At 73.4% G+C, this 23773-nt stretch carries 21 protein-coding genes and 1 pseudogene; 9 read left to right on the forward strand and 13 right to left on the reverse strand.

Going from position 1 to position 23773, the window contains the following annotated elements; all coding sequences use genetic code 11:
* Positions 1-45: 45 nt before the first annotated feature.
* Positions 46-1731: an FAD-dependent oxidoreductase gene (locus tag ACI794_RS06110; protein ID WP_456615875.1), complete on the reverse strand. Its 1686-nt coding sequence runs from the start codon at positions 1729-1731 to the stop codon at positions 46-48.
* Between the two features lie 199 nt (positions 1732-1930).
* On the opposite strand from ACI794_RS06110, the gene ACI794_RS06115 reads away from it, so the two are divergent.
* The gene (locus ACI794_RS06115; RefSeq protein ID WP_456601712.1) at positions 1931-2242 is read left to right on the forward strand and encodes a ubiquitin carboxyl-terminal hydrolase 14; all 312 of its coding nucleotides are present in this window, start codon (positions 1931-1933) and stop codon (positions 2240-2242) included.
* Between the two features lie 39 nt (positions 2243-2281).
* Here the strand turns inward: ACI794_RS06115 and ACI794_RS06120 are convergent, their stop codons facing one another.
* The 7 genes and pseudogenes from ACI794_RS06120 to ACI794_RS06150 form a co-directional block, all read right to left on the reverse strand.
* Positions 2282-3103: a hypothetical protein gene (locus ACI794_RS06120; RefSeq protein ID WP_456615876.1), complete on the reverse strand. Its 822-nt coding sequence runs from the start codon at positions 3101-3103 to the stop codon at positions 2282-2284.
* Positions 3100-4062, reverse strand: a complete 963-nt coding sequence (locus ACI794_RS06125; RefSeq protein ID WP_456601710.1) for an ABC transporter ATP-binding protein — start codon at positions 4060-4062, stop codon at positions 3100-3102. The genes ACI794_RS06120 and ACI794_RS06125 overlap by 4 nt, the downstream gene beginning before the upstream one ends.
* Entirely contained in the window at positions 4059-4253 is a 195-nt protein-coding gene (locus tag ACI794_RS06130) for a hypothetical protein (protein WP_456615877.1), read from the reverse strand. Before ACI794_RS06130 ends, ACI794_RS06125 begins: the two co-directional genes overlap by 4 nt.
* Before the next feature lie 87 nt (positions 4254-4340).
* Positions 4341-4837: pseudogene (locus ACI794_RS06135) on the reverse strand (FBP domain-containing protein).
* 29 nt (positions 4838-4866) lie between these two features.
* Positions 4867-5217: a hypothetical protein gene (locus tag ACI794_RS06140; RefSeq protein ID WP_456615878.1), complete on the reverse strand. Its 351-nt coding sequence runs from the start codon at positions 5215-5217 to the stop codon at positions 4867-4869.
* 137 nt (positions 5218-5354) lie between these two features.
* Positions 5355-6020 carry a response regulator gene (locus ACI794_RS06145; protein WP_456615879.1) on the reverse strand — a complete coding sequence of 222 codons (666 nt, stop codon included), beginning with the start codon at positions 6018-6020 and terminating at the stop codon, positions 5355-5357.
* A complete protein-coding gene (locus ACI794_RS06150; RefSeq protein ID WP_456615880.1) occupies positions 6017-7213 on the reverse strand; it encodes a sensor histidine kinase in 1197 nt (398 codons plus the stop codon). The genes ACI794_RS06145 and ACI794_RS06150 overlap by 4 nt, the downstream gene beginning before the upstream one ends.
* A 133-nt stretch (positions 7214-7346) precedes the next feature.
* Between ACI794_RS06150 and ACI794_RS06155 the strand changes: the two genes are divergently transcribed.
* On the forward strand, positions 7347-8993 hold the full coding sequence (locus ACI794_RS06155) for a histidine kinase (RefSeq protein ID WP_456615881.1): 1647 nt from the start codon (positions 7347-7349) through the stop codon (positions 8991-8993).
* A gap of 56 nt (positions 8994-9049) precedes the next feature.
* Here the strand turns inward: ACI794_RS06155 and ACI794_RS06160 are convergent, their stop codons facing one another.
* Positions 9050-11584, reverse strand: coding sequence for an ABC transporter permease (locus tag ACI794_RS06160; RefSeq protein WP_456615882.1), 2535 nt, complete (start codon positions 11582-11584; stop codon positions 9050-9052).
* 1 nt (position 11585) lies between these two features.
* Complete coding sequence (locus ACI794_RS06165) at positions 11586-12389, reverse strand: ABC transporter ATP-binding protein (RefSeq protein ID WP_456601702.1); 804 nt, start codon at positions 12387-12389, stop codon at positions 11586-11588.
* 208 nt (positions 12390-12597) lie between these two features.
* Here ACI794_RS06165 and ACI794_RS06170 point away from each other — a divergent pair, with 208 nt between their 5' ends.
* The 7 genes from ACI794_RS06170 to ACI794_RS06200 all read left to right on the forward strand — a co-directional run bounded on the left by ACI794_RS06170 (position 12598) and on the right by ACI794_RS06200 (position 20377).
* Positions 12598-13446 (forward strand): phosphatase PAP2 family protein, encoded by an 849-nt coding sequence (locus ACI794_RS06170; RefSeq protein WP_456601701.1) that lies wholly within the window; start codon positions 12598-12600, stop codon positions 13444-13446.
* 134 nt (positions 13447-13580) lie between these two features.
* Positions 13581-16307, forward strand: coding sequence for a LuxR C-terminal-related transcriptional regulator (locus ACI794_RS06175; RefSeq protein ID WP_456615883.1), 2727 nt, complete (start codon positions 13581-13583; stop codon positions 16305-16307).
* Between the two features lie 182 nt (positions 16308-16489).
* A complete protein-coding gene (locus ACI794_RS06180) occupies positions 16490-16729 on the forward strand; it encodes a hypothetical protein (RefSeq protein WP_456615884.1) in 240 nt (79 codons plus the stop codon).
* A 48-nt stretch (positions 16730-16777) separates the two neighbouring features.
* Entirely contained in the window at positions 16778-17524 is a 747-nt protein-coding gene (locus tag ACI794_RS06185) for a DUF4386 domain-containing protein (protein WP_456615885.1), read from the forward strand.
* On the forward strand, positions 17521-18540 hold the full coding sequence (locus ACI794_RS06190; RefSeq protein WP_456615886.1) for an NAD(P)-dependent alcohol dehydrogenase: 1020 nt from the start codon (positions 17521-17523) through the stop codon (positions 18538-18540). Before ACI794_RS06185 ends, ACI794_RS06190 begins: the two co-directional genes overlap by 4 nt.
* Positions 18537-19511: an ABC transporter ATP-binding protein gene (locus tag ACI794_RS06195; RefSeq protein ID WP_456615887.1), complete on the forward strand. Its 975-nt coding sequence runs from the start codon at positions 18537-18539 to the stop codon at positions 19509-19511. Before ACI794_RS06190 ends, ACI794_RS06195 begins: the two co-directional genes overlap by 4 nt.
* Positions 19508-20377, forward strand: a complete 870-nt coding sequence (locus ACI794_RS06200; RefSeq protein ID WP_456615888.1) for an ABC transporter permease subunit — start codon at positions 19508-19510, stop codon at positions 20375-20377. The genes ACI794_RS06195 and ACI794_RS06200 overlap by 4 nt, the downstream gene beginning before the upstream one ends.
* A 470-nt stretch (positions 20378-20847) precedes the next feature.
* On the opposite strand, the gene ACI794_RS06205 is transcribed toward ACI794_RS06200, so the two are convergent.
* The 3 genes from ACI794_RS06205 to ACI794_RS06215 all read right to left on the reverse strand — a co-directional run bounded on the left by ACI794_RS06205 (position 20848) and on the right by ACI794_RS06215 (position 22893).
* Entirely contained in the window at positions 20848-21615 is a 768-nt protein-coding gene (locus ACI794_RS06205) for a DUF6544 family protein (protein WP_456601694.1), read from the reverse strand.
* Complete coding sequence (locus ACI794_RS06210) at positions 21612-22049, reverse strand: hypothetical protein (protein ID WP_456615889.1); 438 nt, start codon at positions 22047-22049, stop codon at positions 21612-21614. The genes ACI794_RS06205 and ACI794_RS06210 overlap by 4 nt, the downstream gene beginning before the upstream one ends.
* 394 nt (positions 22050-22443) lie before the next feature.
* Positions 22444-22893, reverse strand: coding sequence for an SRPBCC family protein (locus ACI794_RS06215; protein ID WP_456615890.1), 450 nt, complete (start codon positions 22891-22893; stop codon positions 22444-22446).
* Positions 22894-23773 lie beyond the last annotated feature (880 nt).

Consider the following 23773-nt stretch of genomic DNA (forward strand, 5'->3'; position numbering starts at 1 on the left):
GGGTTCACGCGCGTGCCGGTGGACCGGGCCCGTTCACCGTCGGCGTCAGGCCGGGACGCCTGCGTCCTCGGCGAGTGCGGAGTGCACGAGCGACACGACTGTCGCCCCTTCTCCGACGGCCGACGCCACCCGCTTGACCGAGCCGGCCCGGACATCCCCGACGGCGAACACCCGCGGCAGGCTCGTCTCCAGCAGCAGCGCCTCGTGGGCCGCCCTGTCCGGGGCATGCTCGTCCCGCAGGTCCGGGCCGGTGAGGACGAAGCCGTGGGCGTCCCGGCGGATCTCGTGCGGCAACCACCCGGTGTCCGGCACAGCGCCGATCATCACGAACATCGCGTCGGCCTGGACCTCGATCTGCTCACCTCCTGACCGGAGCGTCAACGACGTCAGCCACTCGGTGCCGCCACACGCGACGACTTCCGTGCCGGTCAGGACTTGGACGTTGGGCAGGGACGCCAACTGCTCGACCAGGTAGTGCGACATACCGGACGCCAGCGATCCGGACCGGACGACGAGGGTGACCTGATCGGCGGACTCGGCGAGCTTGACCGCCGCCTGGCCGGCCGAGTTGCCTCCACCGACGATGAACACCCGCCCACCGGAGATGCCGGGAAGCTGGACCGTGGGGGATCCGTACTGGACCCCCGACCCGACCAGCGCCTCGGCGCCGGCCGCAGGCAGGCGTCGGTAGCTGACGCCGATGGCGAGGACGACGGCGCGGGCACGCACCTCGCTGCCGTCCTCAAGGCGGATCACGTGTTTGCCGTCCTCCCTGTGCAGCGACGAGACCCGTCGCGGAACCAGCACCTCGGCGCCCAGCCGCACCGCCTGGGTGCCCGCGCGCTGCATGAGCGCGCCGCCGCTGATGCCGCTCGGGAAACCGAGGTAGTTCTCGATCCGGGAACTGGTGCCTGCCTGGCCGCCGTAGGCCTGCGACTCCAGGACGAGGGTGCGCAGTCCCTCCGACGCGCCGTAGACCGCAGCGGCCAGACCGGCCGGTCCCGCGCCGACGACGACGAGGTCGTAGCGGTCGCGGGCAGGAGTGGTCCGGGCGCCGAGCGCGTCGGCCACCTGTCGCGGCTCCGGGTCGAGGAGCACAGCTCCGTTGTGGAAGAGCAACAGCACCTGGTCCGGGCGCGCGGCGTGATGTCCGCGCAGCAGGCTGCCGCGCCCGGATCCCGGGTCCAGCCACTCGTGCGGAAGGCCGTTGCGGGTGAGCAGGTCACGCAGTTCGTTGCCGCGCGCCGAGGTCGGCGCACACACCACCGTGATGGTCCGCACGGCCATCAGCTGGTCCAACTGCCACTCTTCGATCAGGTCGTCCACTGGTGGGTGCAGGCGGTCAGCTGCGGGGCGCCACGGGTGCGGAACGGCTGCATGGGCGTCGCCGCTGGCGAGCGCGCCGCGGACCAGCTCACCTTCGTCGTACTGCGCGGGGTCGGTGACGTACGCGGCGGACAACAGGACGCGTCGCACCCCGGGGAACCGGTGGCGGATCTCGGCCAGCAGGGCGGACCCCTGCCCGCCAGGCAGTCGGCTGGCGACCAGCGCGAGCGCCACGGTCCGGGACCGTTCGACGAGCAGGTCCGTGGCCGCCTCGCCGGTGGCCGCAGCGAGCACCCGTTCGGCGCCGAGGTGGGCGGACAGGTCGGCGACCAGACCGCTTCGGACGCTGTCGTCCGGGACGACGACCAGGACCGCCCCCGGAAGGGCTTCCGACGACTGGGACATGCCCTCTACTCTGCCGGATCTCGCTGGCCCGTCGGCCCGTCCCGCCCGCGGTCAGCGGATCGCATCCGTACCCGCCGGCTCGTCCGCGTCGTCACGTCCCGACGCCCGAGGAGATGACCGTCATGACCGTTCCAGCCGGTCCCGCCTCCGCCATCGCACCGGTCCTCCGGTTGCTCGTCGACACGGGGGAGAGCCGGCGATGACCCTTGCCACCGCGCTGCGCGGCCGGCTGCCGTGGTTCCTGCGCCGCCGCGGCACCTGCAGCCACCTGGACGCCGTGCGCGACGTCTCGCCCAGCGCCGACGGGTGCGAGGACTGCCTGAAGACCGGTGACGCCTGGGTGCACCTGCGCATGTGCCTGGTCTGCGGGAAGGTCGGCTGCTGCGACCAGTCGAAGAACAAGCACGCCACCGCTCATTTCCGCGAGACCGCCCATCCGCTCGCGCAGTCACGCGAGCCTGGCGAGTCGTGGCGCTGGTGCTACGTCGACCAGGTGATGCTCACCCGCTGAAGCCCGTGCCCGGCGCCGACGCAGTCGGGCGTGACGGGATCAGAGCTCCCGGCGGGCCACGCCGCGGACGGCGAGCAGCAGCGCCGCGCCAGTGGCGAGGGTGGCGACGAGCGCGGCACGCAGGTAGTCGCCCGTGTCGGCGCCCTGAAGGAGGGCGGTGGGGGCACCGGCGAGAGCCGAGGGCATCCACGGCTGCAGCGCCGGGATCGCGGCGAGCAGCGGGAGGACCAGGACGACGGCGAGAGTCACCGCGACGGCCGACAGCGTGCTCCGGGCGCGGGTGGCGACCGCCGCGGTGACTGCAAGGGCGAAGACCAGGTACAGGGAGCTCAGTGCCCACCCGGTCAGCACGGCCGGGATGTCGGGCAGGCCGATCAGGACGCCGGTCTCGTACACCGCCAGGGCGGTGCCGGCCGCGTGGGCGGCCACGGCGGCGCCGGTGACCACCGTCCAGCGGGGGAGGACCAGCCGGGCGGCGGAGGGCACGCGGGTGCGGTAGAAGACAGCGAGTGTGGGGTGGGCGTTGACGGTCAGCGCCGCGGCGGCGAGGACCAGCGCCGCGAGAAGCCCCAGCTGGAGCGCGTTGCCGGTGTAGCCGTCCATGGCGTCGGCGGGCGTGGGCGCGGTGGCCCGCACGGTGATGTTCCCGGCCGTGCCGACCGCGGACAGGAGCTCGTCTGCGTAGCGGGCCAGCAGCGGGCCGGTGCACGCGAAGAAGAGGAAGGGAGCAGCCAACCCGATCCACCGTCGGGTGCGGGTCAGGCGCAGCCACTCCAGCCGCCACAGCCCGAGCGGCCGGATGGTCCCGGCCTTGCGGTGCACGCCGGAAGCGGCCGGTGGACGGCTCGTGGTTGCGGTCACGGGTTCTCCCGGGTGGTGGTCAGGGACAGGAACGCGGTCTCCAGGTCGGCGGTGTGCGGCTCGATCGCCACGATCCGGGCGCCGCATGCGGCCAGCGCGGGCACCAGCCCGATCTCCGCGGAGTGGGCGCTGGTGACGTCGACGCGGAGGACGCCCCGCGCGGGGCTGGTCACCCGCGTGACCCAGGGCTGGTCCTCGAGGGCCGCCCCGGCCCGGTCCGCGCCGTCGCGCAGCCGCACCGTCCAGGCGGGGCGGGCGTGGTCGGCGAGCAGGTCGGCGGTGGCCCCCTGGTAGAGCAGCCGACCGTCGCGCAGCACACCGATGGTGTCGGCCACCCGCTCGACGTCGGCGAGGATGTGCGTGGACAGGATGACCGTGCGGTCGCCGGCCATCCCGGCGATCAGGTCGAGCATCCCCGCCCGGCCGGCCGGGTCCAGGGCGCTGGTGGGCTCGTCGAGCACCAGGATCTCCGGGTCGGTCACCAGGGCAGCGGCCAGGCCCACCCGCTGCCGCATGCCACGGCTGAACCCACCGACCCGGCGGTACGCGGCGTCGCCGAGGCCGGCGTGGGACAGCGCCTCGTGCACGCGCGCGGCCGGGAGGTGAGGGGCGCTCAACGAGCGGGCGAGCTCGACGGCCTCGGCGGCGGTCAGCCACGGCTCCAGGTCGGGCACGTCGGGGCAGACGGCGATGCGCTCGACCGGTACGGCCGTGGTGACGGAACCGGCGTCGGCGCGGCGAAGCCCGGTCACGATGGACAGCAGGGTGGTCTTGCCGGCGCCGTTGGGGCCGACGATGCCGTAGACGCTGCCCCGGGGGACGAGCAGGTCGACGCCGTGCACGCCGGCGCCACCGGGGTAGCTGCGGGTGAGACCGGCGGTGCTGATCGCCCACGGGTGGCCGGGGTCGACCGCCGGGCGGTGCGCCAGGCTCGCCGCGAGCGGAGTACGGGCGCTCATCGCTGCTGACGCCCGGCGACGAGGTAGGCGACGGCGCCGAAGGGGATGGAGAACAAGCAGATCAGCGCCCACCCCCACCGCGGCAGCCACCGCGGATTCGGGAAGCGGGCGAGGTCAGCCAGCGCGTAGGCCACGACACCGACGGCGAGCAGGAGCAGCGGGGCCAGGGCCAGCACGGTGCTCGAGGACATGGCAGGTCCTTCCGGGGAGGGGAACGGGCAGTGAGGACGGGCAGACGGGGTCGGGCGGTGACGGGCGCCGTCAGGCCTCCGACTCCGTCAGATCGCGCGCAGTACGTGGTCGGCGAAGCCGTCCAACCGGGTCTGCAGGGCTGTCGCCCGTTCGGAGATCACCTCGTCGGGGTCACGGGTCTGCAGCCACGGGGGGATGTCGGTCCTGACCCGTCGGGAGCAGTTCAGGTCTGCGCAGATGTACTGGCCGACGGTGTTGCCGTTGCGTCCGGCCTCGCCGGCTCGCCGGGCGGTGAACAGGGAGACGTCGGCGCCGGACTGAGTGCTCTGGCAGAGCAGGCACATCGCGGCCGACCGGCTGGACATGCCGGTGTCGGCGGCGCGCAGCGCGATGCCCAATGGCCGGCCGTCGCGCCACCAGACGGCGTATCCGCGCAGTGGCGCTCGGGGTCTCGCCAGCCGAGGAACTCGCGCTCGTCCCAGGGCACGTCGTCCAGACTGCCGGGCAGAGTCATGGCCAGCGCCTCGCTGCGGGAGCAGTTGACGAACGAGCGCCGGATCTCCTTGTCCGTCAACGCCTTCATCGAAGCGTCCTCCTTGCAGGGTGGGGAAGTCAGCGGAGGGTGGTGAGCAGTACGGCGAGTGCAGCTGCGTCGTCGTGGCCGATGAGCAGTTCGTCGTACCGGTGCCCCTGGAGGCGCAGACGGAGGGCCGGCTGGCCACGGCGGACGTCGACGAGGCGCCGGGCGCCGCGGCCGCGCCAGGTGCCGACCATCCGTCGACCGGGGATGCCCAGCCCGGGTGCACGCAGGCCGCGGGCGGCGGTGAGCCCGTCGGCCACGGCCTCGGCGCTGGTGATCGCCGAGCGGGGGACGACCTGATGGCGGAGCAGGCCGGCGATCCTGCTGAAGCGGGGGAGCCGGACGGTGAGGGTGTCGTCGGAGACGTGGATCGCGGCGGTCATGGGGGCTCCGTGGCTCGCGGCAGGGCAGGGTGCCCCGCTCGGTCCCGACGCTAGGAGCGGAGCGCCGCTCGGTCGTCCTCCGGACGTCCCGTTCCGAACCCCTCCCGGAGGAGGACCGCCCGAGGTGGAGCTCGTACTCAGGAGCCGGCCGGCGTGACGAGCCCGCGCTCGTATGCGAGCACGACCGCCTGGACCCGGTCGCGCAGGCCCAGCTTCATGAGCACGTTGCTCACGTGGGTCTTCACCGTCGTCTCGCTGAGGACGAGTTCCCTGGCGATCTCGGCGTTGGACAGCCCTCGTGCCACGAGCAGCAGGACCTGGTGCTCGCGTTCGGTGAGCTGGGCTAGGGGGGCCGGCGCGGTCGTCGTGGTGGCGGGCAGCTGCCGGGCGAAGCGGTCGAGCAGGCGGCGCGTGACCCGGGGGGCGACGACGGCCTCGCCACGGTGGACGACGCGGACGGCCTCGACGAGGTCGTCGGCGGGGACGTCCTTGAGCAGGAACCCCGACGCCCCGGCACGGAGTGACTCGACGACGTACTCGTCGAGGTCGTAGGTCGTCAGCACCAGCACGCGTGGCGGGGTGTCGAGCTCGCCGAGCCGACGGGTGGCCTCGACGCCGTCCATCCGCGGCATGCGGATGTCCATGAGGACGACATCAGGGTGCAGTGCGCGGGCTTGGGCGAGGGCGACCTGACCGTCGGCGGCCTCGCCGACGACCTCGATGTCCGACTCGGTCTGGAGGATCAGGCGGAAGCCCGTACGGAGCAGCGGCTGGTCGTCCACGAGCAGGACGCGGATCGTCATGACTGGCTCCGGGTGGTCGTCGGGAGGCTGGCGGTGACGGTGAAGCCGCCTCCGCGGTGAGGGCCGGTCCGCAGGCTGCCGCCATAGGCCGCGACGCGCTCGCGGAGCGAGTTCAGACCGTGGCCGTCGGGCGGGGAGTCGGCGAACCAGCTCAGGGCGCCGCGGCCGTCGTCCTCGACAGCCAGGCACAGGCACCCCTGTCTCCAGTCGAGCGTGACGCGGGCGGTGGCCCGCCCGGCGTGCTGCCGAATGTTCCGCAGGGCTTCCTGGACGATCCGGTAGGCGGTCAGGCCTACCCCCTGCTCGACGTCAGCGGGCGTGCCGCTGACCAGCAGCTGGACCTCCATGCCTTCGGCGCGCGCGTCGTGGAGGAGGGCCTCGAGGTCGGCGAGACCGGGCTGGGGTCGCAGCGCCGCTGCATCCTCGGCGGGCCGCAGGACGTCCAGGACCCGGCGCATTTCGGCGATGGCGTCGCGGCCCTTGCTCTCCACGTCGGCCAGCAGCTGTTCTGCGGTGTCCGGGTCGTCGCGCAGGAGCCGTCGGGCCGCCGCGGTCTGCACGGTCAGTTCCGTGATGCCGTGGGTGACCAGGTCGTGCATCTCCCGGGCGATCCCTGCCCGTTCGTCCACCTCCGTGGCTCGCGCACGGGCCTCGCGCGCCTCGAACAGGGCCCTGTTGCGCTCCTCGCGGCCGGCGCTCTCGGCCCGGTGGCTGCGCACCGACCGGCCGACGGCCCAGACGGCGACGATCATGAAGCTGTTGCTGACCCAGTCGGCCAGGGTGGGCTCCATCGGCCCTACCACCAGGAGCAGTCCTACCAGCAGGTACACGAACCCTGCGGCCGGCGCGCTCACCGACACCGGCCGCCGGGCGGCGACCGTGTACAGGATGAGCAGCGGTGCGAAGGTGGCCACGCTCTGCGGGTAGCCCAGCTGGAGCGGTATCAGCGACGCGCCGCAGGCGACGAGGAGCGCCGGCACGGGCCAGCGGGTCCGCACGGCGACGGCCGCGCCGGCGAGCAGGGTCAGCCCGACACCGAACGCGTCCGGTTCCCGGTAGTCGAACGTCGCCAGCGCCGGGGTCGACCAGAGGGACAGGACACCGAGCGCGGCGACCAGGGCGCCGAGCGCGGCATCGAGCCGCGCCGCGTGTCGTCGCAGGAAGTCCACCGCCGCGGCGGCCAGTCGTCGCACGTCCGGAACGGTAGGTCACTCCGCGGGCCGGACGACTCCTCCTCGAGGACCGGTCCGCCCCGCTTTCCTCCTCTCGGAGGAGGAGGTCGAGAACCGCTCACCGGCGGCTGGTAGCTCGGTAGCCTGTCCAGCCGTGTGGAGCACCGACAGCGCGACCGCCGACGACACGAGGCGACCCGCTGGCGTGGGAGAGGTGCCGGGGGTGGACCCGGGCGTCGACGACCTCCCCGCCGCACCGGGCAGCGGGTCCGAGTCCGCCGGCGCCGCCGTCCTGCGGGAGCTGGGGCTGGACGCGCTGGTGGAGATGCTGGAGACCTCCGGCTACGGCGTCTGCGTGACCGGCGACGACCACCGGTGGGTGTACCTGAACCCCAGCGGCTGCCGCCTCGTCGGCCGTTCGTTCGCCGAGTTGCAGGGCGAGGACTACCTGCTGTCGTTCCCGGAGCACGAGCGGGCGTACCTCCTGGCCCTGGAGCACGACCAGCGGGACGGCGACACCGGCTTCTACGCCAACACGATCGTGCGGCCGGACGGCCGCGAGGTCGGCATCACGTGGTCGGGCTCGGTCCTGCACGCGGGCGGCAAGGAACTCGCCCCGGCGATCTTCCACCCCACCTTCGGGCTGGCCAGCGCCGGGCAGGACGCGGTGGCCCTGGGCGCGGCGGCCGCCCGCATCGCCGAGGGCGGGTCGGTCGGCGAGGTGCTGGACTCCCTGGCCGAGGAGGCCGTCGCGCGGTCGCGCGCGGTGGCCTGCCTGGTGCTCGTGGAGTGCCCCGACGGCCGGCTCGCCCTCGGCGCCGGCGCCGGACTGCCCGAGCAGCTCGACGACGCAGTGCGGGCTGCCCATTTGCGGCTGGCGGATCTGCCCGGCGGTGACCAGCTGACGACGGGGCGGCTGATGCTGCTGTCCGACGGCCGGTCCCGGCTGGCCGCGTCGCCGTCGACGTCGATCATCGCCGAACTGACCGCCGGACTGGCGTGGGAGGGGTCGGTCAAGGTGCCGCTGCACCGGGGCGGGCAGATCGTCGGCGCCCTCGTCCTGCTCCTGCCGGTCACCGTCACCGCGCCCACGAAGGCGGAGCTGACCTCGTGGTCGGCCCTGGGGGCGCACGCGTCGGTGGCGCTGGCCGACGAGCAACTGCGGGAGCAGGCCGCCGCGCACGCCGCCGAGCTGGAACGGCACCGGCTCGGCCGGGACCTGCACGACTCGGTGAGCGCGGCCCTGTTCTCCATCCACGCACGAGCGCAGGCGATCCAGCGGGGGCTGGCCGCGGGCGCTCCCGAGGTGGTGGCCGAGGCCGCGCGGGACCTGGAGGCCCTGTCCAAGGAGGCGGTCTCCCAGCTCCGGCAGATGGTCTCCGGGATGCGCGGGCACCACTCCGAGCCGCCGGTCGACCTGCCGGAGGCGCTGCGCCAGCTGGCGACCACCTGCACCACACGCCACGGGCTGCCGGTGCGGCTGCAGCTGGACGACGCGGTGCCGCCCGTGGGGGCCGAGGCCACCCAGCACCTGGTGCGGATCGCGGGGGAGGCGCTGCACAACTGCCTCAAGCACGCCGGCGCCTCCGCGGCGGCCGTCGCCCTGGGCGTGCGTGGCTCCGAACTCGTCCTCACCGTCACCGACGACGGCTGCGGGTTCGACCCCGCCGCCCGTCGGGCCGGGGGCCACGGGCAGCGGACGATGCAGGAGCGGGCGAGGCTCTGCGGCGGGACGGTGCACGTGGACAGCGTCCCCGACCGCGGCACCCGCGTCGTCGCGCGCATCCCTCTGGCCGCCTGAGACAGGCACCGGAGGGGCGTCCCGTGCGGGGCGCCCCTCTGGCCGTTGCTGCCCGATCAGGTGGTGGCGATGGCGTCGAGCACCTGCATCCGCGCCGCGCGCCGGGCCGGCCAGACGGCGGCCAGGACGCCGATCAGGGCGCCGATGGCGAGGAAGAGGACCAGCCGCCCGCCCGGGACGACCAACTCCGAGATGCCCTGGTCGGCGAGCGCCCGGCTGAGGCCGATCCCGATCAGCGCGCCCAGCGCGAGCCCCAGCACCGACCCGTACACCGAGATGAGCACCGACTCGAGCCGGACCATCCGGCGCAGCTGGGCGCGGGTCATGCCGATCGCCCGGAGCAGGCCCACCTCGCGGGTCCGCTCGAGCACCGACATCGCCAGGGTGTTGACGATGCCCAGGACGGCGATCAGCACCGACAGCACCAGCAGGGCGTTGATCAGCATCAGGATCTGGTCGACCTGCCCCTTCTGCTCGCCGGCGAACTCGTCGCGGTCCTTGAGGGTCACGACCGGGTAGGGGTCGATCGCCGTCTCGATGGCCGATCGCACGGACGCGGTGTCCGCGCCGTCCGCGACGTCCACGAAGACGTACCGGTCCAGCCCCGCACCACCGGTGACGGCGAAGGTCTCCAGCGACACGACCGCCGGTGCGATCACCTGGTTGGCCGCGAAGACGCCGCCGACGGTCAGCTGTGCTGTGTCCCCGGTGGCCGTCACCATCTGCACGGTGTCACCGACGTCCCAGCCGTGGCTGTCCGCCGTCGGCTCGTCGACCACCAGCCCCCGGCCGGCGAGGCCTGCGCTGCTGCCGTCGCGGTAGTCCAGCAGCACCGTGCTGTCCAGCGTTGCAGGGTCGATCGCCGCGACCAGGGTTCCCTGCCCGTCGAGCATGGCCTGGCCGAACCGCTCCTGGGTGACGGCCTCGACCCCGTCGATCGTGCGGAGCCGGTCGGCGACCTCCGGGGTGAAGGGTTGACCCACCGAGGTCGAGACGACGAAGTCCGCTCGCAGCGCCGTGCCGATCAGCTTGTCGACCGAGGCGTTGGTCGACGCGCCGAGGATGCTGAACGCCGTCACCAGGGCGAGGCCGACCATCAGGGCCGATGCCGTGGCCGCCGTCCGGCGGGGATTGCGCTGGGCGTTCTCCCGGGCGAGGTGCCCGGTCGTTCCCCACACCCGGGGCAGGACGGCCCCCACCGACCGGGCGAACGGCCGCGCCAGGACCGGGCTCAGCGCGATGGCGGCCAGGACCAGGCTCAGCCCGCCGAACCCGACCAGCTGGGCGGCGCTCCCGCCGTCGGCCAGGAGGCTGGTGACCAGTGCACCGGCACCGACGACGGCCAGCACCGAACCGGTGAGGGCGCGCCGGCGCAGCGAGCGCTCCGCCGCCACGTGGTCGTCGCGCATGGCCGCGACCGGAGGGGTGGCGGCCGCCCTGCGGGCGGGCAGGTACGCCGCGACCAGCGTGACCACGACGCCGACGGCGTAGGACCAGGCGATGGTGCCCGCCGAGAGGACCAGGTTCCCGTCCAGCGTCAGGCCGAAGCTCCCGAACAGCGCCCGCAGGGCCGAGGCGATGCCGAACCCACCCAGCAGCCCCAGCGTCGAACCGAGGATGCCCATGACGAGGGCCTCGGTGAGCACCGATCGGGTCACCTGTCCGCGGCCGGCCCCCAGGGCGCGCAGAAGCGCCAGCTCCCGCGTGCGCTGGGCGACGAGCATGGAGAAGGTGTTGAGGATGATGAACGACCCCACGAACAGGGCGATGCCGGCGAACGCCGTCAGCAGCACGGTGATGAAGGAGAGCCCGTCCTCCAGCGCCGCTGACTGCTCGTCGGCCTGCTCCTGCGCGGTCGTCACGTCGTAGTCGTCCCCCAGGGCGGCGGCGATGCGGTTCCGGAGCTCGTCGTGGGACACCGCGTCGGCGGCGAGCACGTTGATGCCGGTGAAGTCGTCCCCCAGTCCGAGGAGCGTCTGCGCGGTGCCCAGGTGGAACGCGGTCAGGGAGGCACCGGCCAGACCGCCGTCCTCGCCGAAGGTGAAGATGCCGACGACCTCGGCCTCGATGCGCGGGCCCGGGGTGAGCAGGGTGACGCGGTCGCCGACGGTGTAGCCGATCTCCTCGGCCGTCGCCGCGTCGAGCGCGACCTCGCCGTCGCGAGCCGGTGCCCGCCCGTCGGTGAGCTCGCTCGGTGACAGGTCCGGGTCGTCGAACCAGCTGACGCCCACACCCGGTGCACCGCCGGTGTCGAGCACGTCGCCGTCCCGGTCCAGGACGTAGACGCCCTCTGTCTGCACATACCCCTCCGCCGCGGCCACGCCGTCGACGGCGCGCACCTGCTCCACCAACGCCGAGGGCAGGTGGGCGGTGGTGCCGCTGGGGCCGTTGACGCCCTCCTCGAAGGCCGCCGCGGGCTCGACGCTCACGTCGGCAGCGGTGCTCTCGAACAGCGCGGTGAAGGTCCGGTTCAGGGTGTCGGTGAAGATCATGGTTCCGGCGACGAAGGCGACGCCGAGCACGATGGCGAGTCCGGAGAAGGCGAGCCGCAGCTTGTGCGCCATCAGGCTGCGCCAGGTGGTCCGCCACATCTCAGATCGCCTCGGTGGCGCCGCGGCCGGCGGTGTCGAAGGCCTTCATGCGCTCGAGGACCCGGTCGGCGGTCGGGGCCGCCATCTCGTCGACGATGCGCCCGTCGGCCAGGAACAGCACCCGGTCGGCGTAGGAGGCTGCCGACGGGTCGTGGGTCACCATCACGACGGTCTGGCCCATCTCGCGCACGGAGGTGCGCAGGAACGAGAGCACCGAGGCGCCGCTGCGGGAGTCGAGGTTCCCGGTGGGCTCGTCGGCGAAGATGATGTCCGGCCGGCTCGCCAGGGCGCGGGCGCAGGCGACGCGCTGCTGCTGCCCGCCGGACAGCTCGGTCGGCCGGTGTCCCAGCCGCTCTCGCAGGCCCACGGCGTCGATGACACCATCCAGCCAGGCCTGGTCGGGGGTGCGACCGGCGATGTCCATGGGCAGCGTGATGTTCTCCAGCGCGGTCAGCGTGGGCAGCAGGTTGAAGGCCTGGAAGATGAAGCCGACCTTGTCCCGGCGCAGCCGGGTGAGGCCCTTGTCGTCCAGGGCGCTGATCTCGGTCTCGCCGATCCACGCCTGGCCGGAGGTCAGGCTGTCCAGACCGGCCATGCAGTGCATCAGCGTCGACTTGCCGGACCCCGAGGGGCCCATGATCGCGGTGAACTGACCGCGGCGGAACGCGACGTCGACGGTGTCGAGGGCGACGACCCGCGTGTCGCCCTCGCCGTACACCTTGCTCAGCGCCGCTCCGCGAGCGGCGTACGTGTGAGCGGCCGCCAACACGTCGGCTGCGGTCGTCCCCTGCTGGACCGTTGTCACGATCCCTCCTCGGTGGTCCGTGGGTGCCGCAGCTCCTGCGGCGCCATGAATCGTCGAGGCGGATGCGCGCCCGGCCATCGGCCGGACGGAGGGATCTGCGCGTGGGTCTGCAGGAGGAGGTCGAGGCCCGTCTCCTCCTCGAGGAGGACCGGGGGGTCGGTCCCGGCGCACGACCCGTCCGGCCATCGTCGTGGGGAACATCGGCGTCATGACGACGAACTGGACGACGGTGCGGCCGGTTGCAGCCCCGATTCTGCTGCTGGGCGGGGCCGCCGTGTTGCTCCTGACCAACGACACCCCGAGCTCCCAGGCCGCTCGATCCGCCGCCGGCGCGGTCGCGGACTGGCCTACGTGGGGGCAGCACGCACTGGCCGGCGCGAGCGAGGGCGGACTGGTGCTGCTGGCACTGCTGCTCGCGGCCTCGGCGTGGCAGGCGCGTGCTCGCGGGCCTCGTCCGGTGGCCACCGCGGTCGTGGGCGGTGTCGGCGTGCTGGTGGCCCTGGGAGTCAGCGAGCTGGTGAAGGCGCTGGTCGCCCAGGACCGCCCGTGCCGCACGGTCCCCGGCCTCGACGCCATCGCCGAGTGCCCGCCCGTCGGCGACTGGTCGTTGCCGAGCAACCACGCAACCCTGGCGGCGGCTCTGGCCGCTGCCCTGATCTGGAGGATCCCCCGGTGGTGGCCGGTCGCCACGCTGCTCGCCCTGGGGGTCGCTGCCGCCCGCGTGGGCCTCGGGGTGCACTACCCGCACGACGTGGTGGACGGGCTGGTACTCGGTGCCCTCGTCGTGTCGCTGTTCGTGCTGATGCTGCGCGGCCCGGCGACCCGACTGGTGACCGCCGCCAGCGGTGTGCCTTTGATCAGGCCGATCCTGTCGGCCGAGCGGCGGCCGCACAGCTGGAGTCGGGAGTCAGGTCCTGGGGCCCGCCCTGGGGCGCACGACGCTGCCGCCGCCCCGGCCACCCGCCGGGGACAGGGGGTGGCCGGGGCGCTGCCTGCTCGACAGGCGGCGGAACGACGGAGTCCCATCGCACCGAGGCGAGGGGCCGCCGGCACGTGAGCACCGCGATGGGAGGACGGAAGCCCGTCGACACCGCCGGACGCCGCTGACACGATGTGTCCCCTGCGCCGACGGTGTGGCGGTGACCGGAGTCGTCGGCGTCGGGGCGCGACCTCGCGAGGGTGGTGGTCGGGATGGGCCCGCTGCTCAGCACGAAGCTGAACGTCCCCCGGCGGCGGCGCGGCTTGGTGGCGCGGTCGCGGCTGAGCGAGCGCCTGGGTCGCGGTGACGAGGCGGCTCTGACGCTCGTCTCGGCGCCCGCCGGATTCGGGAAGACCACCGTTCTCACGGAGTGGCTGGCCGCCGCCGATGGGAGGTCGATCGCCTGGCTGTCGCTCGACGAGCGGGACGACGATCCGACCGTCTTCTGGACCTACGTCGTCTCCGCCTTGCAGACCGCGGTCGCCGGTGTGGGCACCGGCGCGCTCGCGCTCCTGCAGGAGCCGCACGCGGCCATGGACGAGGTGCTCGTCGCCCTCGTCAACGACCTCGACGCCGTGCCGGGCGACGTGGTGCTGGTCCTGGACGATTACCACCTCGTCACGGCTCGGGTCGTGCACGAGTGGATGACCTTCTTGCTCGAGCGGCTGCCGCCCCACGTCCACCTGGTGATCGCCACCCGCGCCGACCCGCCCCTGCACCTGGCCCGACTTCGGGCGCGCGGCGAACTGGTCGAGGTCCGTGCAGCGGACCTGCGCTTCACGGCCGGGGAGACGGCCACGTACCTCACCGACGCGATGGGCCTGGCCGTGAGCCCGGAGCACGTCGCGGCGCTCGACACGCGGACCGAGGGGTGGATCGCCGCGCTGCAGCTCGCGGCGTTGTCGATGCGGGGCCGCGACGACGTCGCCGGCTTCATCGCCGGCTTCGCCGGCGACGATCGCTACGTCGTCGACTACCTGGTCGAGGAGGTGCTGGAGCGCCAACCCGGTGACGTACGGGACTTCCTGCTGCGGACGGCCGTGCTCCGCCGGCTCAGCGGCCCGCTGTGCGACGTCGTCGTCGGCCGGGACGGCGGCACGTCGATGCTGGAGGCCCTGGAGCGCGCGAACCTGTTCCTGGTCCCGCTGGACGACCGCCGCCACTGGTACCGGTTCCACCACCTGTTCGCCGACGTGCTGCACGCGCGGCTGCTGGCCGAACAGCCCGAAGCCGTCCCGGAGCTGCACCGGCGGGCCGGCGACTGGTTCGCCCAGCACGGCGAACCCGCCGAGGCGATCCGGCACGCGCTGGCCGGTGGCGACCCCGAACGGGCGGCCGACCTGGTGGAGCTGGCCATGCCGGCGGCCCGGCAGAACCGCCAGGAGACCACGCTCCGCCACTGGTTCAAGCAGCTGCCGGAGCAGGTGCTCCGTGACCGGCCGCTGCTCCGCGCGGGATACGCCGGCGCGATCCTGGTCCACGGCGAACTCGACGGCGTCGAAGAGCACCTGCGCGACGCCGAACGCTGGCTGGACGCGGCCGGCGCCCGGGAGCCAGGCGGCTCCGGAGCCGACGACGCCGTCCTCCGAGCCGTCCGGGGCCAGGTCGCCGTGTACCGCGCCGCCCAGGCCCGCCTGACCGGCGACCTGCAGGCCACTATGACCCACGCCCAGCGCGTCCTCGACCTCGCCGGGGACGACGAGCACCTGGTGCGCGGCTCGGCGGCCGGGCTGCTCGGACTGGCGTACTGGACCGGGGGTGACCTCGACGCCGCGAACCGCTGGTGGAGCGAGTCCCGTGCGCAGCTGCACCGGGCCGGTCACCACTCGGACACCTTGGGCGTCTCGCTCGCGGTGGCGGACATCGAGCTGGCGCGCGGGAGGCTCCGGGACGCCGAGGCCACCTACCGGTCCGGGCTGACGGCCGCGGTGCGGCACGGCGGGTCCGTGCTGCGCGGAGCGGCCGACATGCACGTGGGGCTGAGCGAGCTCCACCTCGAACGCGACGAGCTGAACGGCGCGCGCGAACACCTGGCCGTGAGCGCCGCTCTGGGGGAGCGCGCCGGCCTGCCGCAGAACCGGCACCGCAGCAGGGTCGCGACGGCGCGGCTGCGGGCGGCGGAGGGCGACCTGGCGGGCGCGGTCGACCTGCTCGACGAGGCCGAGCGCCTGTATGTCGGCGACATGTTCCCGGACGTCCGCCCGATCCCCGCGCTGCGGGCGCGGATGTGGCTGGCGCAGGGCCGGGTGGGCGAGGCGTTCGGCTGGGCGTGCGAGCGCCGGCTGTCGCCCCGGGACGACCTGTCCTACCTGCGCGAGTTCGAGCACACCACGCTCGCCCGTGTCCTGCTGGCACGACACGAGCTCTCGGGTGACCCGGGCAGCCTCGCCCAGGCGACCGGGCTCCTGGAGCGGCTGACGCACGCGGCCGAGGAAGGTAAGCGGAGAGGGAGCGTGATCGAGCTGTCCCTGCTGCTGGCCAGGGCGCAGCAGGCCGGCGGCGACACCCCACGCGCGCTCGCCTCCCTGGACCGGGCCGTGGCGCTCGCCCAGCCGGAGGGGTACGTCCGGGTCTTCCTCGACGAGGGGGAGAGGCTGATCCCGCTGCTGGAAGCCCTCGCCGCCCGGGCGGGCACGAGCCCCTACCTCCACCGACTCCTCGCCGCAGGTCCGGACCAGGACGGCGCGGCTGCCGGCCGACGATCCCTGGTCGAACCGCTCAGCGCCCGTGAGCTCGACGTGCTGCGGCTGCTGGGCACCGATCTGGACGGCCCGGACATCGCCCGCCGGCTGTTCGTCTCGGTGAACACCGTCCGCACCCACACGAAGAACCTCTACGCCAAACTCGGCGTGAACAACCGCCGCGCGGCGGTCCGCCGCGGGCAGGAGCTCGGTCTGCTCGCGCCGACCGCCCACCGGACTCGCGCGATCGCCCCGTAACGCTGCGGCGGGCTGCCGCGGTCGGCGCCGGCCGGCCTCCTGACGGCCCGGTTCATCACCCAAATCACCACACATGGTGATCCGCACTCACCCTCCGGCTTCCTACGTTCCGTGCCGTACCGAGCAGACGCCGGAGCGGCGACCGGGAACCTTCCCGGCCCGGAGCGGCCAGGAGGTCGGCGATGGCGGAGAACCGGCACCTCGGTCTCTCCGACGGGGGGCGCTACGAGATCCGCATCGAGGGCCGACTAGGCCCCCGCTGGGCTCCCTGGTTCGACGGCCTGAGCCTCACCGCGGCCGACGACGGCACCACCGTCCTGTCCGGCCCGGTTGCCGACCAGGCCGCGCTGCACGGCGTCCTCACCCGCATCCGGGACCTGGGCCTGGCCCTGGTCTCGGTCACCCGCCTCGACAGCCACTGATCCGACGACCGCGCACCCGTTGCGGCCAGCACCCACCAGGAGATCGCGATGGCAACGACCACCCCACCCGCACCGACGACCATCGTCCCCACCGATCCGATGCGGCGCACCTCCCGCGCCGCCGGCATCCTCTACCTGCTCACCTTCGTGTCCGTTCCGACCCTCGCGATGTACCAGGACGTGCGGGAGGAGGACGACTTCGTCCTCGGCGCCGGCAGCGACGTCGGCGTGGTCTGGGCGGCGTTGTCGGAGGTCGTCGTCGCCCTGGCCGGCATCGGCACCGCCGTGGTGCTGTTCCGCGTCGCGCGGCGGCAGAGCGAGACCGCCGCGCTCGGGTTCGTAGCCTCCCGGGTCGTCGAAGGCGCCCTCATCATCGTCGGTGTCGTCAGCGTGCTCACCCTGGTCACCCTGCGGCAGGACGTCGCCGGCACTGCCGACGCGGACCCGGCGTCCCTGCTCACCGCCGGCCACACCCTGTCCGCGACCTACGACTGGACGTTCCTGCTCAGCCAGAGCCTCATGCCGGTCTTCAACGCCCTCTGCCTGGGCACCGTCCTGTACCGCTCCGGCCTCGTGCCGCGGATCCTCCCGACCATCGGCCTGATCGGCGCCCCGCTGCTGCTGGCCTCGGATCTGGCGATCTTCTTCGACCTGTACGACCGCACCTCGCCCGCCTCGCTCCTCGGCGCGCTCCCCATCGCGGTGTGGGAGTTCTCCCTCGGCGTCTACCTCGTCGTCAAGGGCTTCAAGCCGGCCGCCGTCGCCGCCCTGCAGGGTCGGCAGGACCAGCGATGAGGGCCGCGGTCTACCGCCGCTTCGGCGGGCCGGACACCGTCGGCGTCGAGGAGGTGCCGCGGCCGACGGTGGGGCCGGACGACGTCCTCATCCGGGTGCACGCCAGCACCGTCAGCGCCGCCGACCACCGCGCCCGCAGCCGCGAGGTGCCCCGCGGACTCGGCCTGCTCGCCGCTACCGGGATCGGCCTGCTCCGTCCCAAGCGGCGCGTGCTCGGGATGGACGCCGCCGGCGTCGTCGAGGCCGTCGGGCACCGCGTCACCCGGTTCGCGCCCGGCGACGAGGTGATCGCGATGCTGGGGGCGGCCTTCGGCGGGCACGCCGAGTACGCCCGGATCCGGCCCGACGGCGCGGTCGCCCACAAGCCCCCGAACATGACGTTCGAGGACGCCGTGACCCTCGTCTTCGGCGGCCTCATCGCCCGCCGCTTCCTGCAGCAGGCGCACCTCGTCCCCGGTGCCACGGTGCTGGTGAACGGCGCCTCCGGCGCGGTCGGCACCGCAGCCGTGCAACTGGCCAAGCACGCCGGCGGGCACGTCACCGCGGTCTGCAGCGGGCCCAACCGAGACCTGGTGAGCTCACTGGGAGCCGACCGGGTGATCGACTACGCGACCGAGGACTTCACCGCCGATCCCGCCACCTACGACGTGATCGTGGACTGCGTCGGCAACGCCCCGTACGAGCGCGTCCGGCACCTGATCCGGCCGGGCGGCGCGCTGCTGCTCGTCATCGCCGACCTGCCCGCGATCCTGCGCGCCCCGATCCGCAGCCGGCGCACCGGCCACCGGATCACCACCGACGGCGGCAAGCCCACCGCCGAGGATCTCCGGGCGCTCGTGGCTCTCGCCCGGGCCGGCGCCTACCGGGCGGTCCGGGACCGCACCTTCGACCTGGCCGACATCGCCGAGGCGCACCGCTACGTCGACACCGGCCACAAGCGCGGCAACGTCGTCCTCCGCCTCCCCGGACCGACGACCTCGTCCATCCAGCAGCACTTCCGAGAGGCAGCGTCATGATCGAGGCACACGAGCTCACCAAGCGCTACGGCGACAAGATCGCCGTCGACGGCATCAGCTTCACGATCGCCCCCGGCTCCGTCACCGGCTTCCTCGGACCGAACGGCGCCGGCAAGTCCACCACCATGCGGATGATCATGGGGTTGGACCGGCCCACCTCCGGGTCGGTCACGGTCAACGGCAAGCCCTACGCCGACCACCGTTCTCCGCTGAGCGAGGCCGGTGCGCTGCTCGACGCCAAGGCCGTCCACCCCGGCCGAAGCGCCCGCTCCCACCTGCGCACCATGGCCGCCACCCACAACATCCCCGCCTCCCGCGTGGACGAGGTCATCGAGATGACCGGCCTGGCCACCGTCGCGGGCAAACGCGTCGGGGGCTTCTCCCTGGGCATGGGCCAGCGCCTCGGCATCGCGTCGGCGATGCTTGCGGACCCCCGCACCCTGATCCTCGACGAGCCGGTCAACGGCCTGGATCCCGAAGGCGTGCAGTGGGTGCGCCGGCTCGTCCGGTCGCTCGCCGACGAGGGGCGGACGGTCTTCCTCTCCTCCCACCTGATGAGCGAGATGGCGCAGACCGCCGACCAGCTCCTGGTCATCGGCCGCGGCCGGATCATCGCCGTAGGCCCGGTGCAGGAGGTCATCGACTCCGTCTCCGCTGCTGCCGTCCGCGTGCGCAGTCCACGCGCCGGCGAGCTGGCCGACCTGGTTCGAGGCGAGGGCGTCGTCGTCACCTCGCCCGAGCCCGGGACGCTCGAGCTCCGTGGGGTCGACGCCGAGACCATCGGGGAGACCGCGTTGGCCGCCGGGATCGTGCTGCACGAGCTGAGCCCGCGCAGCGCCACCCTCGAAGAGGCCTACATGAGCCTCACCCAGGACGCCGTCGAGTACCGCTCCGACGCCACCCTCTCCGCCGCCACCGCTGACACGACATCCACCGGCATGCCTGCCACCGCTGAGGAGACGAACCGATGAGCACCACCCTCGCTGCCCCCGACCCCGTCGCCGCCGTTCCGCCGCCTGCTCCCGCACCGGCCGCGAGGGCACGCCTGACCTTCACCGGCGTACTTCGCGCGGAGTGGATCAAGCTGCTGTCCCTGCGATCCACCTGGTGGGTGCTCGCGGCGACCGTGGCGCTGATCGTCGGCGTCTCCCTGGCCGTGGCCTTCTCCCTCGACGCCGTCGCCGCCGACCCGGCGACCGCGGCCGCGACGGCCGCGTTGACCGGCGCCGAGGTGGTGTCCGGCGGCTTCCAGCTCGGCATGCTGACCATCGCGGTGCTCGGCGCGCTGCTGATCACCGGCGAGTACTCGACCGGCATGATCCGCTCGACCCTGGCCGCGGTACCCACCAGGCTGCCGGTGCTGGCCGCCAAGGCCCTCGCGCTGGCCGCGGTCACCGCCGCGGTGGCCGCCGTGTCGATCGCGCTGGCCTTCGTGGTGACGATGCCGATCCTCTCCGGGCAGGACCGCACCGTCGCCCTCGGCGACGCGGATACCTGGCAGGTGTTCGGCGGCACGGTGTACTTCCTCGTCGCCGCCGCGGTGTTCGCCCTCGGCATCGGGACTCTGCTGCGGTCCAGTGCCGCCGCTATCACCGTGGCGATCACCGTGCTCCTCCTCCTGCCCGGCGTGCTGACGTTCATCAACCTGAGCTGGGTGCAGACACTGGTGGACTACCTGCCCGTACCGGCAGCCGGAGCGTTCCTCGGCGGCGGCGAGGACTCCCTGGCCTCCGTCGGCAAGGACCTCAGCCCGCTGACCGGAGTGCTCGTCGTCGCCGCCTACGCCCTCGTGCCCCTCGTCGCCGGTGCGGTCGCGCTGCGCCGACGCGACGCCTGACCGCCACCGGTCGATCCGCTCGAGCGCCGCAGACCCTCCAGGCGGCACCGGGATCGCCGCCACGCGGCGATCCCGGTGCCGCCCACGACGAGCAGCAGCAGCGGCAGACCGACGTAGAGCGCCGCCGTCAGCGCCGCCGTCAGCGCCTCCGCGCGCGTCGTGCTGCTGCGGCGCGTGGCCAGCCGCTGGATCACAGCCGCGGCGGGTGTACCGGTCTCCAGGCCCCGTCGGATGCGGCCCGATGGCCCACGAGATCCGAGGCGGCGCCCCTAGCCGTCGCACGGGGGGACGCCCACTCATCGCCGGCACCCTGACCGTCATCGGAATCCCCACGACCGGTTCGATACGCGACCGGCCCTCCAGTCAGAGGCCGCCTCCGCCCACCGACGGGGAGGCCCCGGGTCCGCGAGCTCGCCGCCGGTCGCGGGGAGGAAGGGGCAGTCGCCGGCAACCTGCGGTGGGATCGGCCGTCAGCAGAAGCGGGCGCCGGTGATGGTGGCGCGGAAGAACGCGCCTTCGTCCTGCCGGTCGGTGCCCCACCACCACCCCGCACGGAGCCGGGAGCCGATGGTGACGCCGTCGAAGGTTTCCTCGGTCTCGATGGTCACGCCGAAGGGGTAGCGGCCGAAGGGTTCACCGCCAGGGTTGCCCCAGCGCTGCATGAGGACGCCGAGCAGCCGTCCGTCGGGAGCGACGTGGAACTCGGCGCGCTCCTCGTGCTCGTCGATCCGCCAGGTGACGACGGCGTGGTCCTGGTCGCGGCCCGGTGTCCAGGTAGCGGATCGGAAGGTGGTCGGGGCAAGGGCCATCTCGCCGGCGAGGCGGCCGGCGGCGCTGCGGGTGACGTCGGGTCCGGTCGCGGTCATCACGGGGACCAGCCCCGCGAGCCGCCAGTTCATCTGTCCGGTACCGGAACTGTACCGGTCGAAGCCGGTGACGGGTACGCCGAACAGGCGGGCCGTGGCTGCCCACACGAAGCCGTGGGGAGGGGCGAGCACCTGCTGGGCGGTGAACTGTCGCCAGGCTCCGAGCCGGATCTGCCCGTGCATGGTGAGTGTCACCGACGGCCACAGCGGCGTCCCTGGGGCGATTGCGTGCCGCAGCCACCGGCGTGCGGCCGCGGGGAGGTCGGCCACCGCCGCGGGATCGAAGGTCTCGGCGGGCCGGCTCCGTCCGGCCAGCCGGTCCCACTCGGCCCGGACCCTGCGGGCGGACCTCGGGGCCGGGGGAGGGGTCATCGGCCGCTCCTGGCGGCGGGCCGCGGCTGCCGGTGGGCGGATGCGACGGCGAAGGCGATGGCGACGAGCACCGCCGCGTCGACGATCAGCCCCGCCCAGGCGAGAGAGGCCGACGGCAGGAGCACCGCGATCGAGATGAGCGATGCCAGCAAGCCGACCGGACGCCACGTCGGCCGACGGGCGGCCAGGAGTCCGGCGGTGAGCAGGAAGAGCACGACGGCAACCAGCCAGATCCCGCCGACAGCCATGCCGGCAACAGAGCCGGCCTCCGGTTGCACGTCCGCGTACCGCAGCTCACCGGGCTGGCCCCACCGCCACAGCAGCGCTACACCCATCAGGTGCACCAACCCGTGGATCGCCAGTACCAACGCGCCCATGGTCCTCAGCGCCCGCCGCAGGCCGCGTTCCCGGAGCATCGGCCCCGTGCCGGTCACCTCGCGAACACTACCGTCCGTCCTCGGATCCAGCCGGAGGCCTGGGGGTCGCCGAACTGCGCTCACCGCAGCGCCGGAAGCATGCGGTCAGCCGTGACCGGTTCCAGGGCGGACGGCCACGCGTTCGGCACCAGCGACCGGCAGTCGCTGGACGACGCCGGCGTCAGACGGGCCGTCGGACCGCGAACCGGTACGCCCGGCAGCGGGAGCCGGCGGGTGGTTGCCGGGCCCGGGGCGGTGGCCATCGGTTGATCAAGACAACGGCGACCTGTGCAGGCCCGGGAGGTGAGCGATCGCCCACATCGAAGTGTCCGAGGGGCGACACGCTCCATACACACGGCTCCGAGCCGGCTCGACACGATGACGGGAGCGCCGGTCTCACCTGCCAATGCGGTCAGCCAGGCGGTCGTTCCTCGATGCGCTCTCTGATCGATCGAAGGCTCGCGCGCATGGTTCCCGTGAAGCGTGCCCTCATCAAGGGCAGCACCAGGCGGAGCGCGCCGCTGGCCCGGGAGTCGATCACCAGGACCAGGTCGGTTCCGCCCGTCGTCCGGGGAGAACAGTGGACCTCCTGCCTCAGCTGGAACGATCCGTGGTCGACGGTGGCGGCGAAGTGGGTCTGCGGCCGGTAGACAGTGACGGTCACGGTCCCCTCGATCCGTCTGCCGCCCTGGATCCGGACCACCCGCGCGGTGGATCCGGGGCCCATCGGCCCGACCGAGGTCTGCGTCATGTCGATTATCGAGGGGTCCCATCTCGGGTGGTTGGCGAAGTGCTCGGTGGCGACGAACCGGAAGACGTCGGAGGGCGCGGCGTCGATGTGCTCCCCAGCGCTCAGGCGCACGGGCCCTCCTCCGCTCCGATGGACCGGTCAACCGGCTGTCAGAGGAGTGTGCTCGCCCGGTCCCGGCTCCACGAGGCGTTCCCATGTCACCTCCAGTGGCGACGGCGGGTGGTGGCGCGGCGGGGTGGCCGCAGCGCTCGGAGCCATGTCGACCGTCCTTGCTGCCGCGCGTGATCCGGTCGGCCCGGAGACGAGCCTGGTGTCGCTGGCCGAGGAAGGGTCTGCCCCGGTGAGCACAAGGGCGCACCGACGACGATCCTCACAGCGGCGAGGACTGGATCGACGTCCTGGCGTTCTTCGAGGGGGGCGGCGCGTCGGGTGGGGGCCTCAGCGGGACGGAAGTGACGAGATGGAAGTTCCCGGCCGGCAGGACCGTGGTCCCTGACCCCAGCAACAGTCATTGCGGAGGCTCACCTCGTGCAGCTGCCAGCCGCCGTCGGCGATCCGACCGCCGCAACCCCCGGTCCCGACCGGCACGGCGGAGGCTCGCCTACGGGTCTCGATCCTGATCTCGTCTGACCGAAGGGCGGCGGCCGCCGCCTGACGCGCCTCGGCGGGCGGCCTTCGTCAGTCCAGCGCGCCCGCTCTCGGGACCGCGAACGGCGGAAATGGGCACGCGTCGGTCCCGCAGCCGGATCTGGACGAACCCCTGCCAGGCGGCACCCTTGGCCAGGTTGCTCGCGAGGGCGGCAGCAGCAGGCCGAGCAACGTGCTCACGCCGACGAACGGCGCGGTGGGGAGGTCAACCACCACGGGGGCGGAAGCGACGGCCTGTCCGACCGTGAAGGAACCACAGGAGTGGGCTGGGAACGGGGTGGGCGCGGACGGTCCCGGTCAGGGTGCGCCGACCCGCTCATCCGGCGTCCCGACGGCGAGAGAC

This window comes from Blastococcus sp. SYSU DS0541 (assembly GCF_054050875.1).